The organism is Allobosea massiliensis (assembly GCF_042655245.1).
Taxonomy (GTDB): Bacteria; Pseudomonadota; Alphaproteobacteria; order Rhizobiales; family Beijerinckiaceae; genus Allobosea; species Allobosea massiliensis.
On record NZ_JBHSLU010000047.1, the window covers coordinates 23,449 to 49,863 of the forward strand.

Sequence of the window (26,415 nt, forward strand, 5' to 3'; positions counted from 1 at the left end):
GGTCCAGTCCGAAGCAGGCGGCCGGGAGGGCTCACTGAACCCCGATATCCTTTGCGACCTGCTCGACGAGCGCGCGTTGGCCCGGTGGCAACGCGTCCTTGAGCCCGGCATAGCGCTTGCTCAGCTCAGCGAAGAGCGCATCGTCCGGCTTCATGCCCGTGAGAGCGAGCGCAATCCAAAGAGCGGCGTTCGGCAGATCCTTGGGGAGCCCGGCGCGCCCCGTCTCACAGAGCCACCCGATGACCCCGCGGGACCGCGGGTGCATGACGGCTGCGCCCCCGTCCGCCATGACGAGAAGGCGGTCATAGGGCCCGTCGAGTCCCCGGGCGCTGCTCACGGCATAGGCCATGTTCGCATCGACGAGCGGCGCACGCCGCTCGCCGATCGCCTTGTACGCGGCGATCAAGCCGGGCCAATCGCCCGCGGCCAGCGCATCGGTAAACGCCTTGATCAGGAGAGCGGCCGGCATCGGATTGAGGTTGCGGCGCTTGTAGAGGTCTTCGACCGCGGCCGACTGGCCGGCCTGGATGGCGGCGGTCTCGAGGAGACGCGCGGCGCCTCGCTCATCGATCCCGGCTGCGGTGAGGAGGTTCGGCCGGCGCAGCAATTCGACCACCGCGTCCACGAGACCCAGTTCGGCCGCCGTGCGCAGGTGAAAGGCGGCCGCAGCCGCGTCGCCGGGGTCGGTGCCCGCGGTCGCGAGGATGAAGCCCAGGGCGAAGGAGGCGTAGGCGAGGGGCCGGTTCGGCTCCGGGGGTGTCGCCTTGGAGAGGCCCGTGAGAAGGGCGCGGGCCGTCGGCGTCTGGCCGGCCCGGAAGGCGCGTAAGGCGCGCGTCAGCACGAGGCCGTGGCGAAGCGCGCGCGAGAGGCGCAACTGCCCCTCGGCGAAGGGCAGCGGCGAGAGCGTATCGAGCAGCGGCTCCACCTCGGCTGGGTCCAGCGGAGCATAGGCCGCGCGCACGCGCGCCACCGCACCGCTGGGCTCGGTGAGGAAGGCTGCGACTGCGCGCTCCGCTTCGCTCTTGAACCGGGCATCGGACGCCACCCGCTGCGCTTCCTCCCCGCGCCGGTGGCTCTCGGCCTCCTGTCGCGCGGCTGCTGCCTTTCGGCCCTCTTCCGCCGCCAGGCGCGCGCGCTCTTCGGCCTGCCGGCGCTGCCCGGCCTCGGCCGCGCATGGACCGCGTTCGGCGTTCTCCGGCCGCCGGCAATCGGCCGGCCGCAACTGTTCGAAGGCGAACCAGCCGCAGGCGAGGAGCGCGAGACCCAGGACGGCCAGGACAGGCCCGCGCCACCGGGGTTTCGGCGGCAGGGATGCGCTTTGCTGTTGCTCCTCCGCCTCCGGTTGCGGGGGTGGGTTCGTTTCCGCCTGGAGCCGGGGCGCCGCGCCGCAGACCGGGCAAGCTTCGTGGGCATTGGCATCATAGGGATGGCCATCGAGGCAGCGGAGCATACGCCGGCTCATCGTCTCTGGCGTCCCTTCGTGCGTGACAGGAGGTCGAGGGCGTCGGCGGCCCGGAGAGTGCCGCCTTGGGCAAGGCCCCAGACGATCGAGCGAATCTGCTCGGGGAATCCCTTTGCGGTGAGGCCGTCGGAGAGGCGGTCGAGCTGCGGCGGCGGGTTGGGGGATGGCGGCGGCCCGGCTGTGCTGCCCGGGCGTCCGGCTTCGCGGGCCCGGGTGATGAGTGTCAGCCATTCGATGCCCTGGGCGGCCGTCATCGCGCCCTCGTCCACCATCGGCTTTATCAGTGCGACATGGCCGGGCTGCGCGGGTATCGCAGCCGCCCGCGCCTCGAATTCCCCGGGAATCGGTGCGATGCCGGCGCGGCGCAAGCGCGCCTCCCGCTCCGCCGGGCTCCACCAGCCGAGCGAGGCCCGCCGGACGAACGCTTCGGCCACGCCCGGGGGCACGCCCGCCGCCGAAAGACGCGGACGCAGTTCGGGCGCGAGGGCGTCGGGCGCGCCCGGCGGCGCGCCGGCCGCCTGCGTGGAATCGGCCTCAATCAAACCGATCCAACGGGTCAGCGCCGGCTGGTCGATGCTACCCGCGACATAGCCGTCGAGCAGATCCGTCAAAAGTGACCCTGCGGCGCCTTCGTTGCCAGGCGCACCGGCGGGCTTGTCGGCGAGGCGCCTGCCATAGAGAACGGCGAGATAGCCGCGCAGCGCCGTGCGGGCGGCGGCGCTCGACGGGTCGCAGATCGGCGCCCTGCAGGGTGCGTCGTCCAACCGCGCCCTGAACCAGCGCTGCTGTGCTTCGTCGAGCGGTACCGCTTTGAGCTGCTCGCCATCGAGACGCACGAGGCCGATAAAGACGAAGGGCTGCTGCGGGCCGATCCGGATGGGCGGCGCTCCCACGGCAGGGCCGCCGGAAGACAGAAAGCTCGACACGGCACAAGAGCTCTCCGCCAAGCTAGGACCCTGGCCGCCCCCCGCCGGGACTGCATTCAGGTATTTCGCATAGACCGCCAGGGAATCGCCCGGGCGAAGCGTTCGACCGATCCAGGTCGAGGCTAACTCGCGCGTGCCCCGCAGCGGGCTGAAGTCCAGGCTCTCGCCCGGGTCTATCTCGTCCGGGCCGCGCAGGATGGGCCCGTAACCTGGCGAGTCGTCCGCGGGTATCACGGGTTCGGGCTTGCCGAGCTCCCGCACCTGCTGATGCGAGACACCGACGACGATCACCGCATCCGAACAGCTGTAACGCAACTGAACGACCGCCGTCCGCCGCGCCGCAAGCGCCGCGTTCTCCCGAGCGAGCTGAGCGATGCGTGCCTTCAGCGCCACGCTGTCCTCCGCCCTCAGGCGCTCGACCTCCGCCCTGAGCGCCGCCGCCTCCGCCTCGAACCGCCGCGTCTGCGCCTCGGCATCGGCGAGCGCCGTCTGGAGGCGCTTTCGCTCGTCCTCGACCCGGTGCAGCTGGGAGCTCGCCTGATCGAGCCGTGTCTGGAGCCGCGACACGTCGCGCTGGCTCTGGGCGAGGCTGGCTACGGCCGCGTCGATCTGCTGCTGGAGACGATCGAGATCCTCCCTGGTGTAATCACCGGATTTCAACTTCCGGCTGGAAGCCTCGAGCTGCGTGCGGACGCCGTCGAGAGAGGCCCGGACGATTGCGGCGATCTGTTCGGAGGTGAAGTCGGGAATGTAATATTTCATCCCGAAGACCATGAGGATGAGGAAGGCTCCCATCGCCTTCGTCATCACGGCCATCAAGGCGACCTCGCTGGTTTCGGCTTGCCGCCTTCGCCTCCTCATCGCGGCTGCCTCGCCGGCCCTGTCCTCATCGCGCGACCACGCTCTCGTGGTCCACATAGACGCGGTTGATCAGGTTCTTGAGACAGTATTGCCCGGCGGCATTGAGCGCGAGCTCCTCCTGTTCCTGAACGGCATGCTGCACGAAGGCCATCATCGCGCTGGCGATCAGCGCGACGAGCGTGGTGTAGAACGACACCGAGAGGCCGCCGACCACCTTGCCGAGATCCATATTGGCAGGGTCGATGAGGTGCAGCGCGAGCGACAGGCCGATGACGGTGCCGAGGAAGCCGATCGTCGGGATGAGCCACGCCATGTAGCGCAGCATCTGGTAGCGCAGGTCGACCTGGTCGCTCATTAGGTTCAGCGAGCTGGTGAGCACGTTGATCGCCTGATCGACCGAGCGGCTCGCCTGGAGCTGAAGGATCGTCAGGTCGATCAGGGCCGGAAGAAAGCCGCTTTCGGCATCGTGCAGTTCGGCAACGCGGCGGCGGATCGGCCCGAGTTCGTGCAGTTCGAGGAGAGAATTGGGGTCTTCCGGCAACAAGCCGGCCTGAAGGAAGGCGCGCTCGCGTCGTGCGGCGCGCCAGCGTCGGTAGAGTTCACCCATCGCCCAGGCGAGAGCGAGGTAGATGAGGTTTTGGATGGTGAAGGGATAGGGAAAGACGCTGTAGCGCTGCCGGTCGAGAAGAAGAGCGGCCGTGGGGGAATCCGGGACGGTCATCAGGGTGGTCACGAGGATGGCGACGGCCGCGATCCCCAGCGCGGTCAGCCGGACGCGCCAGGCCGCCGGCACCGTCGGCCATGGATGCGGCCCGCCCTGCGCGAGAGCCAACACGGTGCCTTCCCCTGCGGTCGCTGAAGTGTCCGTCATGGCGAATACGTTGCAATATTGGAAATGTGGGACAATCTGACCGATGGTCGGCCGGGAGTCGAGACGAATGGGACTTTGGTCGCGAGACCTACGCGCTCTTTCCGGCGTCACGGAGTCGGGCAATACTCCGGCGATGAAGTTTCTGATCGTCGATGACCATCCCGTTTTGCGCGAGGGCATCGCGGCCCTGCTCCGGCGGGCCGGACCCGAGGTGGCGATGCTCGAAGCCGGAACGGTGCCTGAGGCCCTGCGTCTGGCCGAAGCGAACGACGATCTCGACGTGGTCATTCTCGACATGGTCCTGCCCGGCATGGACGGGCTCAGCGCGATCGGCGAGTTCGGCCGCGTGCGACCGGAAGTGCCGGTGATCGTCCTGTCCTCTTCGGAGAAGGCGGAAGACGCTCGCCGCGCCCTAGCCAGTGGTGCCCTCGGCTATGTCCCGAAATCGGCGAGCCACAACACGCTGCTCGCAGCGATCAGCCTCGTGATGGATGGCGAGGTCTATGTGCCGCCCCTCATCCTCGCCGAGGTGACGGGAACGGCGCTCCCTCAGAAGGTGCCGCCGAGCCCGGCGGACGTCACCGCCTCTGCGCTCACCGCGCGTCAGGTCGAGGTGTTGCGCCGCCTGAGCTCCGGGCAGCCGAACAAGATCATCGCCTACGAACTCGATCTCTCGGAGAAGACCGTGAAGGCGCACGTCACCGCCATCTTCAAGGTGCTGGGCGCCATCAACCGCACCCAGGCGGCTGCGGCGGCGCGTGCGGCGGGCCTTATCTGAGGCGGTCTCATTCGCCCGAGGATGCGCGCGCGCCCACCATGAGATTGCGCATCGCGGCGCGCAGTTTCCCGTTCGGCACAGGTTTGTGGAGGAGTACGAGGCCACTCGTCCGGGCCTCGATCAGCCTGTCGGGCGCGGTGTCGCCGGTGATGATCAACGCCGGGATCGTCTCGTTGAATTCCGAGCGAAGGCGCTCGATCACCTCGGTTCCCGTCTCGCCGTCCCGCAGGCGATAATCGGAGACGATCAGATCCGGCCGCGTCGGGTGCGATGCGAGCCGCGCGACCGCTTCGTCACCGGAACCCGCTGCGATGACGTCGTGGCCCCAGCCCGCGAGCAGGCGCTCCATCGCCTCGCGGATGGACGCCTCGTCGTCGATCACGACGATCAGGCTTCTCTCCGCGAGCGCCCCCGGCGCCGCCGCGACGGAATCCTCCGCCAGGGCAGCCTCGTCGGAGAGTGCCATCTTAACCTCGAAGCATGAGCCTCGGCCGATGCGGGAGCGCAGCGCGATGGGCATATCGAGGATCGCGCAGGTCCGCCGCACGATCGCCAATCCGAGGCCCAAGCCCTTGGTGCGGTCGCGCTCGACATTTCCGATCTGAACGTATTCCTGGAAAATGCGCTCGTGGTCGCCCGCGGCGATGCCGGGACCCGTGTCGAAGACCTGGATCGCGAGGCGGCCGCCGCGTCGACGGCACGCGACGAGCACGCCGCCCCGGTCCGAATAGCGGACCGCGTTGGAGACGAGGTTGCGCACCACGCGTTCGAGCAGAAACGGGTCCGTCCAGGCCACCTCGTCGCAGGAGCGGCAGCGCAGCCGCAGCCCTTTGGCCTCCGCCTCGGGACGGAGGTCGCGGCAGATGCGGGCGAGGTAGGGGCCGACCCGGAAGGCTCGCGGCGCGACCTCGACCACGCCGGCATCGAGCCGCGAGATGTCGAGGATGGCGTTGAACAGGCCGTCCATGGCAGCGGCGGACGCCTCGATCCGCTCGACGAGGAGACGAGCCTCGCCGGGCAGGTCCAGGCGAAGCAGCGCTCCCGCGAACAGACCGAGCGCATGCACCGGTTGGCGCAGGTCATGGCTTGCCGCAGCCAGAAAGCTCGATTTGGCACGATTTGCTGCATCGGCTGTATCCCGTTCCCGCCGCAGGTCCTCCGCCAGCGCCTCGCTCCGCAGCCGCAAGCCGACGATCTCGATGAAGGCGCGGTGGCTGCGGACGCCGAGGCCGCCCATGACCACGACATAGATCAGCATCAGGAACGCGCTCGCCCGCTCGACGAGCGCCGGGGCGAAAAAATTCGCGGCCACATAGGGCAAGGTCGCGGGCAGGAACAATGCGAGGAAGGCAGGCAGCCACGGGCCGAAGGCGGGAATCGCGCCGGCCGTCACCCCGAGCGTGACGGCGAGAGGAAGGAAGCGTATGTCGAAGGGAGCGTCAGGCGTCAGGCCCACGGGGGCGAAGCCCCAGGCGATTCCTTCCAGCCCCGCAACGACGGTGAAGGCGAGTGGCCATGTCGATGCGGCCCTGACAACGCAATCGGCGCGCCGGTAGCCAAGGGCGAGGAGCGTATGCGCGACGGCGCATGTCAGGACACAGGCGGCCCAGATGGAGGCGGTGCGGGGATCGGATGCGCCGAGCGCGACCAGGAACACCGCGAGGATCAGCGCGGCGAGGCCGGCACCGGCCACACCCGGGATCACCATTCGGAAGACCTCATCGATCTGCTCGCGCCGCAGTGCGGCCTCGTCGGCCTCCCTGACCGTCGGCGCGATCGTCGTCGCGGTGAGGCGTCCGGTGACGCGATGCTCTCTCATCGGAAAGTCGCACCGCCGAGACTGGGCGATCGCACATGCCCCCCGACAGCGGCTCGTCCTTCTTCGGGTGATGGCGACCCTTCGAGGTGAAGTCGCTTCCGATTTGGGCCTCGCCGGTCCGATGGCGACCGCACTCTCCGTCCTCGCCGATCGCCTTCGATCCGGCTCATCGGTGCGGCGCTATTGCGGCGGCAGGACATCGAGGACCGTCGACGCATCCGGGCGCCGCGACAGGCGGCTGACCCCGGCGCCGGCCTCGGCCTTCCCCGCCTGCAAGGCCCGGCGGTAGAATCTGAGCGCGGAATCGGGGTCGGCTTTGCCGCGCAATCCCTTCTCGTAGATCCGCCCGAGGGCCAGCAGCGCATCCGACTGGTCCTGCTCGGCGGCGCGCTCGTACCAGCGCACAGCCTCGGCCAGGGAACGCTCATAGCCGATGCCCTTCTCCAGCATCTCCCCCTTCCAGGCCATGGCGGTGGCGTCGCCCTGCGCCACGTCCAGCTCGACGAGGCGCCGGCCCTCGGGGATATTTTTCCTGATCCCGATGCCGTTGAGGTTGTAGTAGGCCAGCAGCCGGATCGACTCCCGGTCGCCTTCCTTCACGAGCGCTTCGAGCAATGCCAAGCCGGCGGCCTTGTCGAGGCCGCGCGCCTTGCCGGCGATGGCCATCCGCGCGCAGTGATAGCGGCCGAGCGTCGTCGTCATCTGGCAGAAGATCCCGGCCGCCGCCGTCTCGTCCTGCGCGACGCCGAACCCGTCCTGCAGTGCCATCCCCTGCTGGAAGAGTGCATCGGTGCTCCCCAATTCGGCGCCCTTGCGGAAATGGGCATAGGCCGCTGCGGGGTCGCGGAGCTCGCTCGGGCCGTATCTCATCAGCCAGCCGATCCGCGCATGGGCTTCGGCGTTTCCCGCGTCCGCCGCCTTGCGGTACCATCGCAGAGCATCGGCATAGTCCTGGCTCCCGTCGAGGCCTGCGGCGCAGATATAGCCCATGTTGAAATATGCGACGGGCGAGCCGTGCTCGGCCGCCTGCTTGGTCAGCCGCACGCCTTCCGCGATGTCCTTCTCGACATTCGTCCCGGTGATGAGCAGGTTCCCGAGCTCGGCGATCGCCGTGAGGTGGCCGGCGGCCGCGGCCTTCCTGACGAGGCGTACCGCGACCGCCTTGTCCTTCTCCGCGGCATACCCGGCGAAAATCGCGGCAGCGCAGTTGTAATTCGCTCTCGCGGTGTCGAGGCCGCAAAACAGCGCCGCCGCCGCCGCCCGGTCGCGCGTGGGCGCCTCGTCGTTGTAGAGGCGGATCGCGAGGCTCTCCTGCGCCGACGGATCGCCCTTTTCCGCGCCGAGCCGGTAGAGCCGCAGCGCCTCGGCCGGGTCCGGTCTGCCGTCGAGCCCCGCAACTGCGATATCTCCCATGCGCTGGTAGGCGGCGGCATAGCCCGCGGCAGCGGACTTGCCGTACCACTCGAAGGCCGCTCGCGGATCCTTCGGGCCGCCGACCCCGCGGATCGCCAGCGCGCCGAGGTCGAAAAGGGCGGCCGAATGGCCCTGCTCCGCCGCCAGGCGCAAGAGCTTCACCGCATCGTCGACGTCGTTCGCCCCGGCCGGCGCGTTGAGGAGGTGTTCGGCCAGGGCGACGCGCGCGTCGGCGTTTCCCTGGTCGGACAGCCGCCGCAGCATGACGACGCCATCGGACGCCGTCTTCCCGGGGACGGCGCCTTGAAGCAGCAGCTTGCCGCATTGCAGGTCGCCGGAAGCGCGCCCGAGACTGCAGTACAGTGCGGCAGCCGCCGCGATGTCCTTCGCAACGCCGCGCCCCTTGAGCAGCGCGTTTGCGTAGAGCAACGTCGCGTTGCGATCGTTGAGTTCCGTGCCGCGCCGGTAGTGCTCGGCTGCCTCCTTCAGGCCCTCCGCACCGCGTCCTTCGTTCTCCAGGATCCAGCCGAGGTCCCTGAAGGAGGGCGGATAGTTCGCCCGGACCGCCCGCTCGATCCAGCTTCGGCCCTCCGCGCGCGATTTCAGCTCGAAGAACAGGAGGTAGCCGAGTTCGCCCTGCGCCGCGACATGGCCCTTCTCTGCCGCCTTCCGCAGCCAGACGGCCGCCTCCTGACGCGTCCCCGTGTCGTCACGCAGGAGCGTCCCGAGCATGTACTGGGCCAGCATGTCGTCCTGCTCGGCGAGGGGTTTCGCCAGCCACAGCGCTGCCCCGCGGTCGCCGCGTCCGAAAGCTGCGACCAGATCGTCGCGAGGGCTGGCCGCCGCTGGGACGGCGAGGCCGAGCAGCACGAGAAGGAGGACTACGTGGCGCATGGGATCTCGCCCGGTCGCGGTTCCGGCAGCCCGCTCATCGTGAGCCCCACGAACCGGACGCACATCTCGCTCTCCTTCATCCCGTGGCCGACGGCGAAGCTGGCCATCACGCCAACAGCAAAGGCTTCACGGTGATGAGCCTTCGTTCTCCCTTAATGTGACGGCTCCCGCTCTCTTTGTGTAGCGGCCGAACGTCCCGTCTGCTCGGCCTCCATGGACATTGGTCTTAGGACCGTTGAGCGCAAGGAACTTCCATCATATCCGATACATGCCCGCGCTCGTCGTCCAAGCGCTCCTCGCGCGCAACCTCGGCGTCTGCGCGCGAGGAGCGGATGAACGACCAGCGCCGACGTGAAGGAGGCGCCCCGCTCGTCAGCAGGCCGGGCGGCGCAACTCGGCGCAAGGCCCGGCAATTCCGTCAAGCCCGGCACGCAAGCAGGATCGACGCCGTGCGATCCGCACATCACTGCCAACAGGAGCGTTCGATGCGACGTCGTTGCGCCTATGTCTTGCTCGTGGCTTCGACCTTGTTCGTTCCGGCCTTGCCTGCCGGCGCCGAGCCCCGCGCGCCGCTAGCCGCCGGCGGCTGCTGGATGGTGCTGCCCAAGGGCGAGAAGCCCGAACGCGGCAATGCGGCCGAAGTCTTGTGCCTCCGCCGGGACGGCTATGGCCGTGTCCGCGAAAGCTCCTTCTACGGCGATGTCGCCGGCTGCGGCCGGGTGACCTACCGCACGAGCAACGGCCCGACCCTGGTCGAGATCGACTTCAGCGCCTGCACCAACGGCGCGCCGAACCACAGCCTGCTTTGCGCGAGCGGCTCCGGGCGCAACCCTGTGCCCTGTCTCCAGAGGGTGCCCGGCGACGACGAGCCGGTGGAGATGGAGCTTTATCCGCTGGAAGGACCAGGCTCGTGAGACTCGCTCCCCGTCTCGCCGCCGTGCTCGGCCCGCTGCTCCTGCAGCCTGTCCCGGTGCACGCTTCCGATTGCCCGGAGGGCAGGGCCCGGCCGCTTCCGGTGAAGGCCCCGATCGAACACCGGTTCGGGCACCGCCTGCATCCCGTCATCGGCATGGCGGTCTTCCAGCCGAACATGGTCTTCCGCACTCTCAGCGGCCAGGCCGTGGTGACGGTGCGAGGCGGCCGGGTCGAGCCCGTCGAAGCCACGCGGATCGGCCGCTTCGTCCGGGTCCGGCAGCGCGACGGGAGCGAGCTGCGTTACGGTCCGCTGTCGCAGCTCCGCGTCCGTGCCGGACGCTGCGTCGCGGCCGGCGCGAGACTGGGCCGCACGACCTCGTCGCCCTTCACGCTCGCCCTGCGGCGAAACGAGCGATGGATCGATCCTGCGCCCTTGATGGGAGAGGCCCGGTGACCTCCCGCGTCGGCGGAATTGCCAGCCAAGAGGAGGCAATGCACGGCAAGCCGGCGCAATGGCGCGGCGGGCCCGATCCGGAGCAGAAAGTCTCGATCCGCAGTTCGAGGGACCTCATGCAAACACGCCGCTTCCTGTTGTCCCTGCTGAGCCTGCCGCTGCTGTCCTCGGTTGCCGCGGCGGAGGCGACGTGCGGTCCGCGTGGCGGCGCACTGATCGTCCGGCCGCGCCGGCCGGCGCAGCCGCTCTCGGCGCAGCTCGATGCGCTCGGCCCGCTGGTCCATGACGCGACGCTCGGGCTCGCCTTGCAGCGAGCCTGGAGCTGCTTCACGCCGGAGGAGGCCGTGCGAATGCGCTCGGCACTTGCCTGGGCGCGGGACGCGGTATCCCGGCCTGGCTTCGGCGAGATCAGGCCGGCGGTGCTGAACACGGCCCGGAGGCGGGGCAAGGAAGCGGCCGCGCGGCTGGTGGCGAAGGGCGCCGGCAGCGAGGAGGCACGCGTCATGCAGGCCTCGTTGCGCTATGTTTTCGCGAGGGAAGAGTTCGGGGGGACGAGCGCCCGTCGGATCTGTGACGGCGATCGCTCGATCAGGGGGAATTCACGATGACAGGACAGACGGTCGCCGAAGGCGGCGGGACCTTCAGGGATGCTTTCGACGGTTCGCTCGAGCGGCCCACCAAGCCGTTGAAAATCGCGATGTTCCTCGCCCTCGGCGCCTTCGCCGCCGTCGCGGCGATCTACCTCATGTTCGCGTTCGTGCCGCAAAACGGGCTCCCGGCGATCCACGAATGGTGGGCCGGGCTCGGAACACGGTCCTTGCGGGGCGAATCCGCTGCCTTCTCTTCGATCGTGATGGGCGCGGTCGCGACGATTGTCGTCGCCTTATTCGCAGCCTTCACGCTGACGGAGGCCATTGCGGATCTGCGCAAGGAAAGGCCGTTGCGGCGCCTCGGCCGGGAGCTCGTCGTCATTCGCGAGCTGACGCAAGACGGCGTCGGCTATCGGGAGGGCGACATCAAGACCGTGCACGTGCCCTGGGCGCAGGTGCAGGAGCTGCGCTCGATGGATCTGCCGGCCTTCGAGGGCAAGCTCTTCTTCGTCATCGAGCTGAAGAGCCCGATCCACGAACGCGGTCGTCTCGTCTTCTGGGACGGGCAGGATCGTCACAACAGCATCGCCGGTCGTCTCCGCGAACGCCTGGCGACGTACCGCGCCGCGCAAGCCGCCGCCGGCTGAAGAGAAGGAGGGGACCGATGCGGAAGTTGAATGCCTTTCCCTGTTTCGTGCTGTGCGGCCCCTTCCAAGGTTACGGCCCGGCACTGCCTGCCTTCGGTCGCTTCGAGCGGATCGAGTGGCCGATGTATTCCCGGGGAGATTTCACGCGGCCGCTCCGCTTCACCGGAATGCTGGACCTCGATGGACCACACGCGCTGGCATATCTCCACGATTCCGAATGGGCCGTGGTCCAGATCGATCGGGACGATCCTTGCGACTGGGTTAAGCGCGAGGACGGGACGGTCGAGCCCGGTCTGGTCTGTTTTGCCTCCGGTTTCGTGCTGTTCCGCGGTCCGCGCCGGACCGCGCTCAACATATTCACCGCTTACAAGAGCGGCATGCCCTTGAAGACGCCCCTGTCGGCGTTCCAGGATCGCACCGGCGTCGCCTCCGCCGGCGATTTCGGCGTGGCGATCGCGGGCGATGAAGGCTTCGCGCGCGCTGGCTTCTGCGGCGTCGCCCAGGCAGGAATGGCGGAGCGGCGCGGGAGTTCTGATATTTTCGCAGAGGTCGACTGGTCCGGATACTGGGCCTTTGGCGTGGCTCTGGCCGGCGTGCGTGGTAATGCGTCCGCCGGCAGGGAAGGGATTGCCGTGGTTGAGAGTGGCGGCCATGCGCGGGCGGCACATAGCGGTGTGGCGATCGCCCGCCGACATCCCCGCAAAATCGGCATCGCTCGTGGCCACTTCGGCAAATTCAGCGTCGTCGAGGCCGGCGGCAGCGGCATCGCCATCTCGCAGGCGAGTGAAGGGTCCGTGACCGTTGAGGCCCAAGGCGTCGCCGTGGCGACCGAGAGCACGCGCTGGCTGGCGGTCGGCCGTGGCGGGATCGGCGTGGCGCAGGGGGATGTGGAGCAGCTGGACATCGCCGACGATGCGCTCGTCGTCGCGGCGGGATTGGAAAGCGCGATCCGTTTCCGTCTGGGCCGTCGAGCGACGCTGATCATGCGTCACCGGCGGACAGAGGGCGTTGTCAGAGTGTTCACGACCTGCGGCGGAAACCTTGAGCCCAAGGTCTATAGCTATTGGGACGACGAGCTCCACGAGGAGTCCACCGACCGACTCGGTTCCGTCGATATCGAGCCGTGGGAGTCTGAGAAAGACGACGCGGTGTCTCTTTCCAAGTCTCCCGCCCCGGCTTTTCCCTCGGGCTTGCCGTGGTGGGTCGCCGCCCGGAACCACGATCCGGAGGCCGAAATCCTGCAAGAGCCGATACGAGAGGGAGAGATCGTCGTTCTGTGCGGCAATATTCCAGCAGCGGAGCTGGCGGCGGGGCGTAAGGACGGGAAATTGTGGCTCGGCGCCCTCATGGGCCAGGGCGATCTGCCGCTGAGCGATGGGGCACAATGCTGTCTGGTCAGGGTTGAGGGCGAGCATGCGCTCGGGCAGGGACGCGGCGAAATGGTCGGCTTCCGACAGGGGACGGCACTCTATCGCGGCACCCTGCGTGGCGCGGTCGCCTCGCTCCGCGCCGTTGGCGCCGACAAGGTGCTCGACGGCCATATCGCGCTGGCCGGGCCTGGCGGCGTCGCGCGTGTCGCGTCGCGGATGGACCCCGTGCCGCTGCCGCCTCCGCATCCCGCCGACATCGAGGAGCGCTATTACGGGACCCCGTCCAACCTTCTGCGCGGCGACCGCACCATCGGCCGCTATCCCTCCCTCGCCGTGGCCGGAGACGAGGGTTTCGCCATCTGCGACGGCGAGGCCCATGCCGGGGATCGCGGCGTGGCCTGTGCGCGCGGCCTGGGCGTCGCGCGAGCCGGGGCCAATGGCCTCGCCCTCTGCGAGAACGGCCGCGCGATCGCCGGCGAGTCCGGGATCGCCTTGAGTGTTCCTCTGACCTACCCCGGTGAACTTGACCACGGTGGACAGGCTGTCGCGGGCGAGCATGGCATCGCGATTGCGGAGTGGAACGGTACGACCGCGATAGCCGGCGAGAGCGGCATCGCCATCGCCAGGGGACCATCGGGGGGCCAGGCTCGGGCGGGGGACTTGGGTGTCGCCATCGGCGCGGGGGGCGAGCAGGTCGCGGTCCATGGTGGCGGGCATGCGGTCGTCGTCGCAAAGCGGGGGCGGGTCAGCGGCTTTGACGGCGCGTTGCTCGTCGCCTGGGACGAAGCGACGAAGCGCTGGGTTCACGGCTTGGTCGGGCGGGACGGCATCGAGCCCGGTGTCGCCTATGTCGCCCGCAACGGCCGCTTCGAGCCCTGGACGAGCCCGGTGCTTGTGGAATTCCGCCACAAGCACCGACGAAGGCCGCGCTGAGCGCCGGCATCCATCGGCAAGGCCGGGCAAGTCGGTGCAATACCGCGGCCGCCGGGTCGCGGCTATCCCTTCGTCCATCGGATCGCCCCGATGGAACGGAGACTGAGCCATGAAGAAACACCTCGCCCTCGCCGCCTTCGTCCTGCTCGCCGCGACCGGCGCGCAGGCCCAGCAGAGCCAGCAGAAGGTCGCCGTCAAGAACCGCGACATGATCGTCGCCATCACCAGCGGGCAGCTGGAGGACAAAATCGTCGGCAAGCCCGAAATCTTCCAGCGGAGCAACATCGCCTACGCCATCGGCATGACGCGCAGCCTGCACCGGGCCTGCACCATCCTCTCGGCCGAGGACGGCGCGCGGCTGGAACGGCTCGAGCGGGCCTACCGGACGAGGAAGGCAAGCAACGAGATCGACGCGGCGATGCAGGCCATGGTGCTGGGCGAACTCGACAACGGCGCCTCCGACACGGCCGCCCTGCTCGGCCGCTACGACTGCGCGGCGCTGGAGCGCGCCAAGCTGACCGGCCCGCTGCTCGCCTTCTGGAACAAATATCTCACCCGGCTCGCCGGGTGAGCCGCCGACACCGCAAGAGGAGGTTCCCATGCTCTCTCGCATTCGCATCGTCGCCGCGGCCTCGGTCGCGGCGCTGGCCACGCTCCTGGTATTGGCGGCCTCGGCGCAGACCGTGCCCTCGCCGCGCCTCGAAGCCCAGCGCCAGGCCAATGCGCAGTTCGAGACGTTTCGGGCCCGCTGCGGCAAGGACTATGTCGTCGCCGCCGACGTCTCGCCGCCGCCGAGGGGCGGCTTCACCACGACCCTGGGGACGCCTGTGCCCGGAGCGTCCTCCGGCCATACGCTCTATATCGCCTATGCCGATGTCCGCCTCGACGGGCGCGAGATCACGACCGATATCGACCGCCGCAACGGGATCGCCTGGCGCGGAACGCTGGCCTACAGCGCCGCCGCCCTGCGCCAGATCTCGGTCGGCCAGGACGGGACCAGAGGCGCCTGGAGCCCGTGGCAGCCCGCAGGGCCGATCTACACGGTGACGCTGGAGCTCAAGGACGGGAGCTGGTCGAGCCGCGGGCAGGAGATGTCGCTTCTGGGCGCGCTGGGGCGCTACGCCAAGCTGAGGCGTCCGGCCTGCGCCGAGATTCCGGCAGGCTGATCCGGCGATGGCGGCGGCACCCGCACCGCGATGATCGGCCAGGTCCACTTTTCGGTGGGGCTGACCATAAGATAATCTCGAAACCCGGGCGCGCGGCGGTGATGTCTCGCCCGTTGCACGACGAATGCGGGGTATGACATGGACGAACCAAGCGTCGCCTTCAGTGTCGAGGGCAAAACCTTTCGCAGCCCGATCGGCGTGTTTTCCATCTTCGGCATCTGCGCTCTCGCGGGCGCCATTCTCTGCCTGTTGCAACTCGTGACCAGGCCTTTGACGCCGTCGAACGCCGTCCCGCTGCTCTTCGGCGGCGTCGGAGGACTGATCGGGCTCGCGGCCGGCCTCGGCTTTACCGCCATGCATCTCAACGCATGGTGGGCCGGGCGTGATCCGGATGCCACCGCAAGGCGGATCACGCCTCTCGTCGTCACGGCCGGCGGGATCTTCATCGACCCCTATCCCTATGCCGGTCCCGGACCTCTGGGAGCGCGCCGCCGCCGCTTCGTGCCCTGGCGGGACGTCGCCGCGATCGGGCCGGTCAAGGAAACGGGCCTGTTTCCCGTGACGGTGGCGGAGAAGGACGGGGTTCAGAAGACCGTCTACGAAATCCCCGAAGAGGCGCGCAGCGAGGCCGGTGCGACGCCGTACGCCACGCTCCTCGCCGCTCGGCAGCGCTATCTGGCCGGGCTTTCATCCGCGGCCCGGGCCGCGACGGGGACGTTCCTCGTTCCGGTCGTAAGGGCGGCGCCGCCGATCTGGCGCGTGCTCGGTGGCGGCGTGCTGCTCGCGGGCGCGGCCGTCTTCGCTCTCCTGCTGACCGCGACAGCCGCGGCGACGAAGAGCGCCAATCTCGACCTCAAGGCCTTTCTCACGCTGCTGGGCTGGAGCGGGATCATCGCGTTCTTCGCCTTTGCGATCGTCGCCGCCGCTTTCGGGGCTTGGCGCGCCCGAGGCCAACACATCACCTGGCCGGTCGCGACGATCGAGGCGGACGGCTTCACCGCTACCGCCCTGCCGAATGCGGCAGGTGACCTCTTCGGCGATCTCGAAGGCCGCAGTCGCCGCGTCGCCTGGCCGGAGGTTCGAAGCATAGAGCCGCCGCTCCCCGGCGAAAACGACTTTACCGTCGACATCGGCGAGCGCCACCCACTGCGTTTGCCGGCCGCTGCGAAGGCCGAAGACGGGCGGACGCTTTACCCGGCGCTCGCCGGAGCATGGCAGGCCTGGCGCATGCCAGCTGAACCCGGAAGCCAGCCGGAGCCGACCTAAACCAAGCCAACCGGGTCGCCCGGCGTCTCGGGCGGCCATTTGAGGTCGAAGAGTAGGAACATTGCCGTCTGGACGGCAGTCGGGAAATCCCGAACCGATCCGCCGGCCGCCGGGCAAGGCAATTCGCCGATGGCGGGATCGTCGCGCGAGCGCAGCAGGGCTAGACAGCCGAGCACAAGCGTATGCGTCGGCAGCGCCACGCCGAGTTCGTAAAGGAGAGTCGCGTTGGCACGCTCGCGCGCCTGCTCGATCAGTTCGCGCAGCACCGGCGTCGGTGTCCAAACCTGATCGACCAGCCCTCGCCGCAACTTCGGATCGCTCCAGTCGAGTTGAGGAGCCAGCGTCAACAGAAGCGGACCGGGTGACATGCTTGGTCCAGCTGTTGCCCTCGTCCGAGCAAAATTAGCCCAGTCCAGGCCGACCACGGGGAACAGACGCTCTGGAAGTCGAGAGCTGGTTTCCCCCCGCCAGGCATCCGGAAGTCGGCCGAAGGCAACCATATGCAGCGCGCCGAGGAGAAGCTGCGAGGGGCTCCGACGATGCTCCTGACAGGCCTCGCGAAACCGATCGGAACGTTCCGCGCGCTCATGGAGCGCCCCGAACGAAGCCGGCGCCTCGGGCCAATCCTCGCCGCGCAGAGCAGCCTGCAAGCCCGACGATCGCCAATCGAGAACGGAGGCGAGCGCGATGATGTCCGGCCCGAGGGGTGGATCGTATGGCTCCGGTGGGTAAAGGTCCGGCGCCGGCATGCCCGTCGGCCTCGGTTGCCGAAGGCGTTGGACGATGGGATGCAACCTGTCGAGCCAATCACTCCAAACGCTCATCGCCGCCTCCTTGAGCGGCCAGCATGCCGTGCCGGTGCCGGCCCAGGCAATTGATGCCGATTGCATCGCATTGCGATCGGCATCCTGCCGTGCGCGATCGATCATGACCCTGTGCGCTATGGCCTTCGGATCGGCTCCGGCTGCTGTGAGTGGACGGCGCTCTGTTCTCTGATTGCCGTCGGGCCTTGCTCGGAACCGGGCTCGATGATCGTGACGCTGACGCAGACCAACAGGAAGACCAGGATGATATTGGCGCCGCCGATCACCGATGCGAACCGCCTCGCACCCCGCGCCCGAACGATGCCGATTGCCGCAATTCCACAAAGAAGCGCCATGGACGTGAACTGGCCGGTTATCATCCATCCGCGGATTTCCGTGCCGGCCGCATGATGGTCGATCATGAAAGGGCCCGAGAGGATCATAAGACCCCAGGGTATGATCATGAACGACAGTGCGCCCAAACGACGGCGGACTTCGGACCCACTCGGAAAGGAGCGGACGACGAGCACAGCAATCACAACGGATACCGATGCGACCAACGCGAGAAGCAGGATCAAATTGAGCATCGGAAGCTCTCTCCTTGCTGTCCTCGGCGCGCCGGCCGGCCCCAGTTTCACGAAAGAATTTAGTGCATCGAAAGGTAGTGCGGAATTGCTCGGCATTGCGCCGGAATCCAGTCGCCGCGCCGCTGTCACGACGGATCTGTTGCTCAAGCAGATTCACTCCAACGGGCTCGTTTAGCACGAAGGCGCGCCCAGCGGCTGCGTGAGCCCTGCCGCCAGGCGCCTCTTCAAAGGTCGGTCTGTTCAGAGAGAATCAAGGCGTCGTCGACCTCGATGCCGAGGTATCTGACCGTGCTCTCCAACTTCGAATGGCCGAGCAGGAGCTGGCATGCTCGCAAGTTGCCGGTCCGCTTATAGATCAGCGCGACTTTGGTCCGTCTCAGGCTATGGGTCCCATACAGAGCGGGGTCGAGCCCGATCAGCGAAACCCAGTCGTCGAGCAGGCGCCCATATTGGCGGGTGGTGACGTGATCGCCTTTATGGCTCCGGCTAGGAAAGAGCCAGTCAGCATCGCCGGATGGTCGACGCCTGAGCCAAGCGGTCAAGGCCTCCCGCGTCGGGTCGGTCAGCTCGAAGGGCACTGGCCGACCTGTCTTCTGCTGGATGATCGAGGTCCGCAGTCTGACCGTGCCGCCCAGCACGACATCGCTGATCCGCAATCGAACGAGATCGCAGCCTCGCAACTTGCTGTCGATCGCCAGATTGAACATGGCGAGGTCTCGTACGCGCTGATCATGCTGCAGTCGCGTTCGGATCGCCCAAATATGGCGAGGTTTCAGCGGCGGCTTGGGCCCGATAAGGCGACCCGCGTTCCAGGCGGGACGCTCGTCACGTTGCTGATGTTCGATCGGCATAGCGTGTCCTCCTTTGGAGGCCGCATCCGGATTGATATTATCACGAATGATGTTGAGCTGCGCTGCGCCACTTCCTGACATTGGCTGCCGCCCCATTAGCGGACGTAAGGATCATGGCCGATATCGCACGGCATTGAGCAGCAGGCGGAACGCCTGCGAGGTCTGAAGGCGGCTGGCATAGTAGAGGTGATATCCCGGCAGCGGCGGCGTCCATTCGCCCAGCATTCGGACGAGCTTACCTTCGCGCAGATGGGCATCGACCTGATCGAGCGGCAGATAGGCGATCCCGAGGCCTGCGAGCGCAGCGTCGAGAATGAGCTCGATCGTGTTGAAGACGAGCGGGCCCTCGACGCGAACGCGGATTTCGCGATCGTCATGAACCAGACGCCAGGCGTTGACCGTGCCCGGCGTCGGCAGCCGCAGATTAACCCCGCGATGGCTGGCGAGGTCGTGTGGTGTTGCCGGAGCCGGTCGCTCGCGCAGGTAGCTGGGCGCTGCCACGATCGCCATCGGGATATCCGGGCCCATGCGAACCGCGACCATGTCCTTCGACACATGCTCGCCGAGGCGCACACCTGCATCGAAGCCCTCGGCGACAACATCGGAGAGCTCATAGGTCGCGACTATCTCGACATTGATGTCGGGATAGTCGGCAACGAGCTTCGCTAAGGCTGGCAGCAGGATCGTCTTAGCCGCGTGCTCGACGCTGGTGATCCTGATCGTCCCCGACGGCTTGTCGCGGAACTCACCCAGCGCGATCAGGCTCTGATCGAGATCGCGCAGCATCGGCGCCAGCGTCTGCCAGAGCCGTTCGCCCGCCGGCGTCGGGGCGACGCTGCGTGTGGTGCGGGCGACCAGTGGCACACTGAGCCGCTCTTCCAGCCGCTTGATGATCTGGCTCAGCGCCGACTGCGACAGGCCGAGCCTGGTGGCGGCGCGGGTGTAGTTGCGTTCTTCCACCACAACGGCGAAGGCCGCCAGATCGGCCATGTCCTCGCGACGCATTCATCACCTCAGTGATAAGTTCAATCAGACTACTGCCATAGTCTGATGATTGGGGCGAGCCTAAGTTCTCGGTGTCGCGCCGCTCTGGCGCCCTACGACACCGCAACGGAGGAGACGACGATGGCTCGCAAGATCAGCTTCCAGAACAGCAACAACCCGACGATCACGATGTCGGCCGTTATTCATGTTCCCGAGGGCTTTGAAGAGACGGCAAGCTATCCGGCGATTATCGTCTCGCATCCCGGCGGCGGCGTGAAGGAACAGACCGCCGGCACCTATGCTGCCGAGTTGGCAAAGGCCGGCTTCGTCGCCATCGCCTATGACGCCTCCTATCAGGGCGAGAGCGGCGGCGAGCCGCGCCAGCTCGAAAACCCGCATATCCGAACCGAAGATGTCAGCGCTGTCGTCGATTATCTGACGACGCTGGCTTACGTCGACAACGAGCGCATCGGCGCGATGGGCATCTGTGCCGGTGCCGGCTACTCGGCCAATGCCGCGCTGCAGGACCGTCGCATCAAGGCGCTCGGCACGGTCAGCGCCGTCAATATCGGCTCCATGTTCCGCAATGGCTGGGAGAACAATGCGAAGGACGCCGACGCGCTGCCCTATACCGAGGCCGGCTCGAACGCCCGCACGGCCGATGCCGCCGGTGCTGCGAAAGCGCGCATGCCACTGGCGCCGGAAAAGGAGAGCGACGCGCCCAACGAGGAGCTGCGTCAGGCCTGGGAGTATTACCATACGCCGCGCGCGGAATGCCCGACCGCACCGGGCTTCGCCACCGCGCGCAGCCTGAACCAGATCATCACCTACGACGCCTATCACAAGGCCGAGGCCTTCCTGACGCAGCCGATCCTGGCCGTCGCGGGCTCCATCGCCGGCAGCAAATGGATGAGCGACGATCTGCTCGCCCGCGCCGCCAGCAAGGACAAGGCCATGCATGTCGTCGAGGGCGCCAACCACATGGACCTCTATGACGGCAAGCCCTTCGTCACTGAAGCCGTCTCGGTGCTGGCGCCGTTCTTCCAGAAGAACTTGGCTATGAGGGCGCGAACAGCCTATGAGGGCGCGAACAGCCTCGAAGCAAGCCGCAGCTGAGTAGCATCGGCGACAGTCGATATGTTGGGCCGGTGCCGTGGCGGCGCCGGCCTGGCGGTCCCTGTTGCTGCCTCGCGCCACTTCCAGACATTGGCTGATTGCCAGAAAGCGGACGTTGGCGGACTGGCCCCAGAAGCCGGGCAACAACGTCTCGCATTGGCCCAAGCGAGCGGGCACTCGCCAATGCGCGCGCGATCCGCCAACGGCTTTCGACCTGCAAAAGGTGACTTGGCCGATCGAGCTAGTGCTTGAAGAGCGCATAGTTGATGCCAAAGGGAATGTTCGGCAGCCGGAGTGGAAGTGCGATGGAGCGATGGTCGATCGTATCGATCGGGCAGACGAAGGCGATCACATCGCAATTTGCACGATCGACGGCAATTTGATGCGGGATGCAACCGGCCGCTTGGTGCCAGGGATTGCCGCAGCCCTGTTGAGAGCGGCTCAGAAGCGCCGCGTAAGAATTTGGCTTTTCATCTTTGTGGGGCTCGGGACGCCAGGGCCCAGACCTTCTGCTAGCCATCGAACAGGAAAATTGGTTTGAGTGCAGATTTTCGAGCGTGGACGGTTATCCCAGCCTAAGCGTTATGCGACCAGGATCCTCGGATACGCCAATTTTGCGGATACTGGATACTGGATGGGCGTAAGCGATAATGCGGCTTTCCTCCGGGGAGTACCTATCTGAATCGCTCAAGTTAATTGCGAGGCTTAGGGCGCCGTGCGGCCAAGCGTATCGCGAAAGTCCGGATGGGCGATTGCGATCATCTTCGGGAGGCGCTCAGCGAGGGACAGGCGACGAAGGTCGGCAACTCCGTACTCCGTAACGACAATGCTGGCGTCCGCCCTGCCGATGGTGGCCGGCCCCGACAGATGGGCGACGATTCGGCTGCTCAGCTGTCCCTTCACCTCGGCGGTAGAGGGGAGGGCAAGGATCGGCACTCCTCCCTGCGATGCGCGTGCCCCACGGAGGAAATCAAGAGCGCCTCCGATGGCGCCGACATAGCGACCGCCGGCTATCTCCGTGTTGGCCTGGCCTGACAGATCCACCTCGAGGGCAGAGTTAATCGCCGTGAAGCGAGGCAGAGCGGCGAGTTTCGAAAGCGCATGGGTTTCGGCGATCGGGCGAACCTCGATCGATGGATTGAGATGCGCAAAATCGAGCAGTTCGCGGCTTCCAAGGAGCGTTCCGGTCACCGACAGGCCGCGGTCAACGGGCTTGGCTGCGTTTGTCACCGCGCCGGATTGGATCAGCCGCATCGCCCCGTCACCAATCAGACCCGAGTGCAGGCCGAGATCTCGTCGGTCAACGAGAAGGTCTGCGATGCAATCCGGTAGGGCACCCAAGCCGAGCTGCAGCGTTGCGCCGTCCTCGACCAAGGAAGCGACGTTGGCCGCAACAGCCTGGTCAACGGCGCTGGGCATGCCGCGGGCGAGCGCGAGGACTGGCCGGTCTGTTCGTATGGCGACATCGACATCGTCCGCATCGATCAATGCGCTAGTAAACGGGGCCTGACGGTTGATTTCGGCCACCACGACGCGAGCCGTCTTGATCAGACCCTCGACGTAGTCGCTGGTGCAAGAGAGGCTCAGTCTGCCGTCATGGGGGTGCTCAGCCAGCTGCAGAAGGAGCACGTCGACCTCGCCCGCCAACGTCTTCGGCAGGTCCGAGTAATGCATCGGCAGGATGTCGAGCGCACCGGCTGCGGCGAGCTTTCGGTTGGTACCCGTTCCGCAGAAGGACGTAAAGCGGACATGGTCAGCGTGAGCTGGATCGACCGCGTCTCCGAGGCCGATGCCGACGAAGGCGGAGATCCCCCCGACCTGGGCGCGCTGCTCCATCAGCCGACCAGTCAGCGCGACTGGTTCGCCGCACGCCTGACCCCAGCAAATCATCTCACCGGGGCGAACGATCGCGGCAAAGTCGAGAGCCTCGAGGGAGGTCGTGAGTGGAGCCATCGTCAGCTTAGGCCAGTTCGAACACCGCGGCCATTCCCTGCCCGCCGCCAATGCACATGGTCTCAAGACCGTAGCGCACGTTGCGACGCTTCATTTCGTGGAGCAGCGTCGTCATGATCCTTACGCCGGTGGCCCCAATCGGGTGTCCCAGCGAAATGCCCGACCCGTTGACGTTCACCCGTTCGAGATCTACGCTCGGCCACGCCTGCAGAACCGACAGCACCTGGCAGGCGAACGCCTCGTTGATCTCGACGAGATCCATGTCGTCGACCGCGAGCCCGAGCCGCTTCATCAGCCGCGCCGCCGCTGGAACCGGGCCGATCCCCATCTCAGCGGGCTCGCAACCAGCAGCAGCCCAGCCCACCAGGAACGCATCCGGGGTCAGACCCAGGTCGGCCAATCTGTCCTCTGCCACCACCAAGCAGGCGGCCGCCGCATCGTTTTGCTGCGCAGCATTCCCGGCTGTCACGGTGCCATCGCGTTGGATTGCACGTAGCTTCGCAAGGCTCTCCAGCGTGGTATCCGCGCGAATGCCCTCGTCCTGCGCGACGACAATCGGGTCTCCGCGCTTTTGCGGCACGCTGACCGGAACGACCTCGGCCGCCATGCGGCCCTCGGACCAGGCCGCGGCTGCCCGGTGCTGGCTGCGCACGGCATATGCGTCGGCAGCTTCGCGTGAGATCGAGTACTTGCGGGCGAGGTTCTCGGCCGTCTCGATCATGCCGGAGATGTGGCCGAAGCGATGTTCGGGCTGAGACCGCTCGCGGCCGCGGTCGAGGCGGTCATAGAGCACGGGCGAACCCGAACGCGTGCCCCAACGCACACCCGTGGTGTAGTGCTCGATGTTGCTCATGCTTTCGACACCGCCTGCGATGACGACGTCGCAGGCACCCGACTGCACCATCATGGCTGCGGTTGCGATCGATTGGAGGCCGCCACCGCAGCGCCGGTCGAGCTGCATGCCGGGAACATGGACCGGCAACCCGGCCTCCAAGGCGATCCAACGGCCAACGCACGGCGTCTCGGAGTTGGCATAGGACTGAGCGAAGACAACGTCATCGACCAGGGCGGGGTCGAGACCGGTCCGGTCCAATACGGCATTGACCACCGTGGCTCCCAGCCGTTCCACGGGAACGTCCTTGAGCGCGCCGCCAAAGCGGCCCACCGGCGTGCGGAGAGGGGTTACGATCGCGGCGCGACGCATGCGGCAGCTCCTTCGGCCTCAGGCCGGATCCCAGGTAAAAACGTCCGACGACACGTCGAGGCCGTGGAAGCTCGCCGACAGCACCGGCATCGCGTGCTCGGCGATCTGTTCCGGCGTCCAACCGCCCTCGCGCTGCACCGAGCGAACTGGGCGTGGCTGGTTAAAGAGGAGGATTTCGTTGTTGCGGACACAGAATATCTGGCCGCTGACCGAGGTCGCGCGCTCCGAGAGCAGGTAGACGGCGAGTGGCGCGATCTTGGCAGGTGTCATCTGTTGCAGGCGAGCGACGCGTGCTTCCTGCTCCGGCGAGTCGACTTTGATCGAGCTGATCATCCGGCTCCAGGCGAAGGGCGCGATGCAGTTCGAGCGGACACCGAAGCGCTGCATATCGAGGGCGATTGATTTCGACAGCCCAACGATGCCGAGCTTGGCTGCCGAATAGTTCGCCTGGGCGAGATTGCCGATGAGCCCCGAGGTCGAGGTCATGTGCACCAGGCTGCCCGACTGCTGCTGCTTGAAGACCGGGGCCGCAGCGCGGCTGACGTGAAAGCTGCCGTACAGGTGCACTTTCACAACCCGGTCCCACTCCTCTTCCGTCATCTTGTGGAAGAAGGTGTCGCGCAGGATGCCGGCATTGTTGACGACGCCATCCAGTCGCCCAAAGGCGTCGAGGGCGGTCTGCACGATGCGTTGCGCGCCTTTGGCATCCGCGACGCTGTCGAGGCTGGCGACAGCCTCGCCGCCGGCCGCCTTGATCTCGGCGACCACGCGCGCTGCCGGCCCGTCATCCTGGCCGCTCCCGTCGAGACCTGCCCCAATATCGTTGACGACGACCCGTGCGCCATTCGCACCCGCCATCAGGGCGATATCTCGCCCAATTCCCCCGCCAGCGCCCGTGACGACGACGACCTTGCCGTCGAGCATGTGAGACACGCTCATGATCAGGCTTCCTTCAGGATTTGGCGGGCGATGAGGAGCTGCTGGATCTGGCTCGTGCCCTCGTAGATCCGCATCAAGCGCACGTCGCGATAGAAGCGCTCGACCGCGTACTCGCTCATATAGCCAGCGCCCCCATGGACCTGCACGGCTCGGTCGGCGACCCGACCAACCGCCTCGGTCGCGAAATACTTCGCAGCCGAAGCTTCGGTTCGGGCAGCGCCTTCGCGGTCGTAGATCGCCGCGGTCTGCTCCACCAGCGCCCGGGAGGCGAGGTATTCGGTGTAGCTGTCGGCAATCATCGCCTGAATGAGCTGGTACTCGGCGATCGGCTTCCCGAACTGCCGGCGCTCCTTGGCAAAGCCGGTCATTTCCGCGATGAGCCGCTTGCAGGCGCCAGTTGCGAGAGCCGCGATATGAATGCGGCCGCGGTCAAGCACACGCATTGCCAGGCGGAATCCTCGGCCGGGCTTGAGGCCGATGATCGCGCTGGCGGGCACACGGACATTGTCGAACATCACGTCGGACGTCGTCGTGCCGCGCTGACCCATCTTGCGATCCTTCTTGCCGATCGTCAGGCCAGGGGAGTCGCTCGGAACCAGGAAGGCCGAGATCGCATCTGCGCCCGGCTTGTCGAATTCGGTTCGCACCATGACAGTGAAGACGCCGGCGCGCTGGGCATTGGTGATGTAGCGCTTGGTCCCGCTGATCAGGTAGTCGTCGCCGTCCCGTACGGCACGCGTCGTCAAATTGGCAGGATCCGAACCCGTGTCCGGCTCGGTCAGGGCGAAGGCCGAGATCAGTTCGCCGCTCGCCATTCGTGGCAAATAGGCCTGCTTCTGCTCCTCTGTGCCCTCGAAGATGAGCCCGCGCGCGCCAATGCCGATATTGGTCGCCAGCAGCGAACGGAAGGCGAGCGCTGTCCCGCCAAAGATCATGGCGAGCTGGCTTTCCTGGCTGGCGGTCAGTCCGATGCCGCCGTACTCCGGCGGGATTGTCAGACCGAAGAGACCGAGCTCCCGCATCTCGGCGACGATCTCCTCGGGGACCTCGTCCTCAATCTCCAGCCGCATCTCGTTGGGGACGAGGCGTTCCGCTACGAAGCGCTCGACGGTCGCCTTGAGATGCTGGAAGGTTTCGTCGTCGACTGCCGGCTCACTCATGCGTCACGTCCCTTGTTGGAATGTTCTGCGGCAGGGAGGACGGTGCAGGTTCCTTCGACTGCTCGTTCCCCTGCCATTGTCTCGACGAAAATGTCGTAGGTACCCGCCGCGTCGTCCCTGAGGACGCCGCCCGCTCGGATGGATGAACCGACCGGCAGCGGTCGGATGAAGCGTGTATCCAGGGCCAGCTTTTCTGGAACTCCGCCGAAGGTGCGCTCGATCGCCTCGATCACCAGGTTGAGGCCGAGCGTGCCGTGTACAATCGGGCGACCGAATGCGGTCTTGGCGGCAAAGACTGGATCGAGATGAATCGGGTTGTAGTCGGCTGTCAGCGCCGCGTAGCGCGCGACCGCGTCCAGGTCCGTGATCATCTCGACGATGGCGAGTTCACGCGGCAGCGCCGCAGTCTCTAGCGTTCCCATTCCGCATTATCTCCGTGGAGCGCGTATTGCC

25 protein-coding genes are annotated in these 26,415 nt (G+C 67.0%); 11 read left to right on the top strand and 14 right to left on the bottom strand.

The genetic code is table 11. The annotated features are described in order from the left end of the window. Positions 1-31: 31 nt before the first annotated feature. The 3 genes from ACFPN9_RS15460 to ACFPN9_RS15470 form a co-directional block, all read right to left on the bottom strand. Positions 32-1,450, bottom strand: coding sequence for a hypothetical protein (locus tag ACFPN9_RS15460; RefSeq protein ID WP_067989384.1), 1,419 nt, complete (start codon positions 1,448-1,450; stop codon positions 32-34). Between the two features lie 8 nt (positions 1,451-1,458). Beyond that, positions 1,459-3,204, bottom strand: coding sequence for a hypothetical protein (locus tag ACFPN9_RS15465; protein WP_067989385.1), 1,746 nt, complete (start codon positions 3,202-3,204; stop codon positions 1,459-1,461). A 70-nt stretch (positions 3,205-3,274) separates the two neighbouring features. After that, positions 3,275-4,120, bottom strand: a complete 846-nt coding sequence (locus ACFPN9_RS15470; RefSeq protein ID WP_082732878.1) for a MotA/TolQ/ExbB proton channel family protein — start codon at positions 4,118-4,120, stop codon at positions 3,275-3,277. A gap of 133 nt (positions 4,121-4,253) precedes the next feature. On the opposite strand from ACFPN9_RS15470, the gene ACFPN9_RS15475 reads away from it, so the two are divergent. Continuing rightward, positions 4,254-4,898, top strand: a complete 645-nt coding sequence (locus ACFPN9_RS15475; protein ID WP_067989386.1) for a response regulator — start codon at positions 4,254-4,256, stop codon at positions 4,896-4,898. A gap of 7 nt (positions 4,899-4,905) precedes the next feature. On the opposite strand, the gene ACFPN9_RS15480 is transcribed toward ACFPN9_RS15475, so the two are convergent. Together ACFPN9_RS15480 and ACFPN9_RS15485 are read right to left on the bottom strand one after the other, a co-directional pair. Then, positions 4,906-6,717, bottom strand: a complete 1,812-nt coding sequence (locus ACFPN9_RS15480) for an ATP-binding response regulator (protein WP_377817235.1) — start codon at positions 6,715-6,717, stop codon at positions 4,906-4,908. Between the two features lie 180 nt (positions 6,718-6,897). Further along, positions 6,898-9,024: a tetratricopeptide repeat protein gene (locus ACFPN9_RS15485; RefSeq protein WP_067989389.1), complete on the bottom strand. Its 2,127-nt coding sequence runs from the start codon at positions 9,022-9,024 to the stop codon at positions 6,898-6,900. 485 nt (positions 9,025-9,509) lie between these two features. Between ACFPN9_RS15485 and ACFPN9_RS15490 the strand changes: the two genes are divergently transcribed. The 8 genes from ACFPN9_RS15490 to ACFPN9_RS15525 all read left to right on the top strand — a co-directional run bounded on the left by ACFPN9_RS15490 (position 9,510) and on the right by ACFPN9_RS15525 (position 16,365). After that, positions 9,510-9,938, top strand: a complete 429-nt coding sequence (locus tag ACFPN9_RS15490) for a hypothetical protein (protein ID WP_067989390.1) — start codon at positions 9,510-9,512, stop codon at positions 9,936-9,938. After that, positions 9,935-10,393 (top strand): M23 family metallopeptidase, encoded by a 459-nt coding sequence (locus ACFPN9_RS15495; protein ID WP_067989391.1) that lies wholly within the window; start codon positions 9,935-9,937, stop codon positions 10,391-10,393. The genes ACFPN9_RS15490 and ACFPN9_RS15495 overlap by 4 nt, the downstream gene beginning before the upstream one ends. Beyond that, positions 10,390-11,001: a hypothetical protein gene (locus ACFPN9_RS15500; protein ID WP_156450830.1), complete on the top strand. Its 612-nt coding sequence runs from the start codon at positions 10,390-10,392 to the stop codon at positions 10,999-11,001. The genes ACFPN9_RS15495 and ACFPN9_RS15500 overlap by 4 nt, the downstream gene beginning before the upstream one ends. Next, positions 10,998-11,630: a hypothetical protein gene (locus ACFPN9_RS15505; protein ID WP_067989393.1), complete on the top strand. Its 633-nt coding sequence runs from the start codon at positions 10,998-11,000 to the stop codon at positions 11,628-11,630. Before ACFPN9_RS15500 ends, ACFPN9_RS15505 begins: the two co-directional genes overlap by 4 nt. A 26-nt stretch (positions 11,631-11,656) precedes the next feature. Then, entirely contained in the window at positions 11,657-13,933 is a 2,277-nt protein-coding gene (locus tag ACFPN9_RS15510) for a hypothetical protein (RefSeq protein ID WP_377817236.1), read from the top strand. A gap of 109 nt (positions 13,934-14,042) precedes the next feature. After that, positions 14,043-14,504, top strand: a complete 462-nt coding sequence (locus ACFPN9_RS15515) for a hypothetical protein (protein WP_067989395.1) — start codon at positions 14,043-14,045, stop codon at positions 14,502-14,504. A 28-nt stretch (positions 14,505-14,532) separates the two neighbouring features. Next, on the top strand, positions 14,533-15,099 hold the full coding sequence (locus ACFPN9_RS15520) for a hypothetical protein (protein ID WP_067989396.1): 567 nt from the start codon (positions 14,533-14,535) through the stop codon (positions 15,097-15,099). A gap of 138 nt (positions 15,100-15,237) precedes the next feature. Then, positions 15,238-16,365, top strand: a complete 1,128-nt coding sequence (locus tag ACFPN9_RS15525; RefSeq protein WP_067989397.1) for a hypothetical protein — start codon at positions 15,238-15,240, stop codon at positions 16,363-16,365. Here the strand turns inward: ACFPN9_RS15525 and ACFPN9_RS15530 are convergent. From ACFPN9_RS15530 to ACFPN9_RS15545, 4 genes are all read right to left on the bottom strand, one after another. Continuing rightward, the gene (locus ACFPN9_RS15530; RefSeq protein ID WP_156450831.1) at positions 16,362-17,294 is read right to left on the bottom strand and encodes a hypothetical protein; all 933 of its coding nucleotides are present in this window, start codon (positions 17,292-17,294) and stop codon (positions 16,362-16,364) included. The two genes, ACFPN9_RS15525 and ACFPN9_RS15530, sit on opposite strands and share 4 nt — an antisense overlap. Positions 17,295-17,305: 11 nt before the next feature. Beyond that, the gene (locus ACFPN9_RS15535; RefSeq protein ID WP_067989399.1) at positions 17,306-17,755 is read right to left on the bottom strand and encodes a hypothetical protein; all 450 of its coding nucleotides are present in this window, start codon (positions 17,753-17,755) and stop codon (positions 17,306-17,308) included. Positions 17,756-17,979: 224 nt separating this feature from the next. Beyond that, positions 17,980-18,606, bottom strand: a complete 627-nt coding sequence (locus ACFPN9_RS15540) for a tyrosine-type recombinase/integrase (protein ID WP_067989400.1) — start codon at positions 18,604-18,606, stop codon at positions 17,980-17,982. Between the two features lie 111 nt (positions 18,607-18,717). Next, the gene (locus ACFPN9_RS15545; protein ID WP_067989401.1) at positions 18,718-19,611 is read right to left on the bottom strand and encodes a LysR family transcriptional regulator; all 894 of its coding nucleotides are present in this window, start codon (positions 19,609-19,611) and stop codon (positions 18,718-18,720) included. 120 nt (positions 19,612-19,731) lie between these two features. Between ACFPN9_RS15545 and ACFPN9_RS15550 the strand changes: the two genes are divergently transcribed. Together ACFPN9_RS15550 and ACFPN9_RS15555 are read left to right on the top strand one after the other, a co-directional pair. Continuing rightward, the gene (locus ACFPN9_RS15550; protein ID WP_377799789.1) at positions 19,732-20,706 is read left to right on the top strand and encodes an alpha/beta hydrolase; all 975 of its coding nucleotides are present in this window, start codon (positions 19,732-19,734) and stop codon (positions 20,704-20,706) included. A gap of 115 nt (positions 20,707-20,821) precedes the next feature. After that, positions 20,822-21,247 carry a hypothetical protein gene (locus ACFPN9_RS15555; protein WP_377817237.1) on the top strand — a complete coding sequence of 142 codons (426 nt, stop codon included), beginning with the start codon at positions 20,822-20,824 and terminating at the stop codon, positions 21,245-21,247. A gap of 164 nt (positions 21,248-21,411) precedes the next feature. Here the strand turns inward: ACFPN9_RS15555 and ACFPN9_RS15560 are convergent, their stop codons facing one another. From ACFPN9_RS15560 to ACFPN9_RS15580, 5 genes are read right to left on the bottom strand one after another with little or no spacing between them, the layout of a single operon-like run. Continuing rightward, positions 21,412-22,659 carry an acetyl-CoA hydrolase/transferase family protein gene (locus tag ACFPN9_RS15560; protein WP_067994568.1) on the bottom strand — a complete coding sequence of 416 codons (1,248 nt, stop codon included), beginning with the start codon at positions 22,657-22,659 and terminating at the stop codon, positions 21,412-21,414. Between the two features lie 7 nt (positions 22,660-22,666). After that, complete coding sequence (locus tag ACFPN9_RS15565; protein WP_067994564.1) at positions 22,667-23,863, bottom strand: acetyl-CoA C-acetyltransferase; 1,197 nt, start codon at positions 23,861-23,863, stop codon at positions 22,667-22,669. Between the two features lie 18 nt (positions 23,864-23,881). Then, a complete protein-coding gene (locus tag ACFPN9_RS15570) occupies positions 23,882-24,796 on the bottom strand; it encodes an SDR family NAD(P)-dependent oxidoreductase (RefSeq protein ID WP_377799892.1) in 915 nt (304 codons plus the stop codon). Between the two features lie 8 nt (positions 24,797-24,804). Continuing rightward, the gene (locus ACFPN9_RS15575; RefSeq protein WP_067994562.1) at positions 24,805-25,962 is read right to left on the bottom strand and encodes an acyl-CoA dehydrogenase family protein; all 1,158 of its coding nucleotides are present in this window, start codon (positions 25,960-25,962) and stop codon (positions 24,805-24,807) included. Then, positions 25,959-26,384: a MaoC/PaaZ C-terminal domain-containing protein gene (locus ACFPN9_RS15580; RefSeq protein ID WP_067994559.1), complete on the bottom strand. Its 426-nt coding sequence runs from the start codon at positions 26,382-26,384 to the stop codon at positions 25,959-25,961. Before ACFPN9_RS15580 ends, ACFPN9_RS15575 begins: the two co-directional genes overlap by 4 nt. Positions 26,385-26,415: the final 31 nt, after the last annotated feature.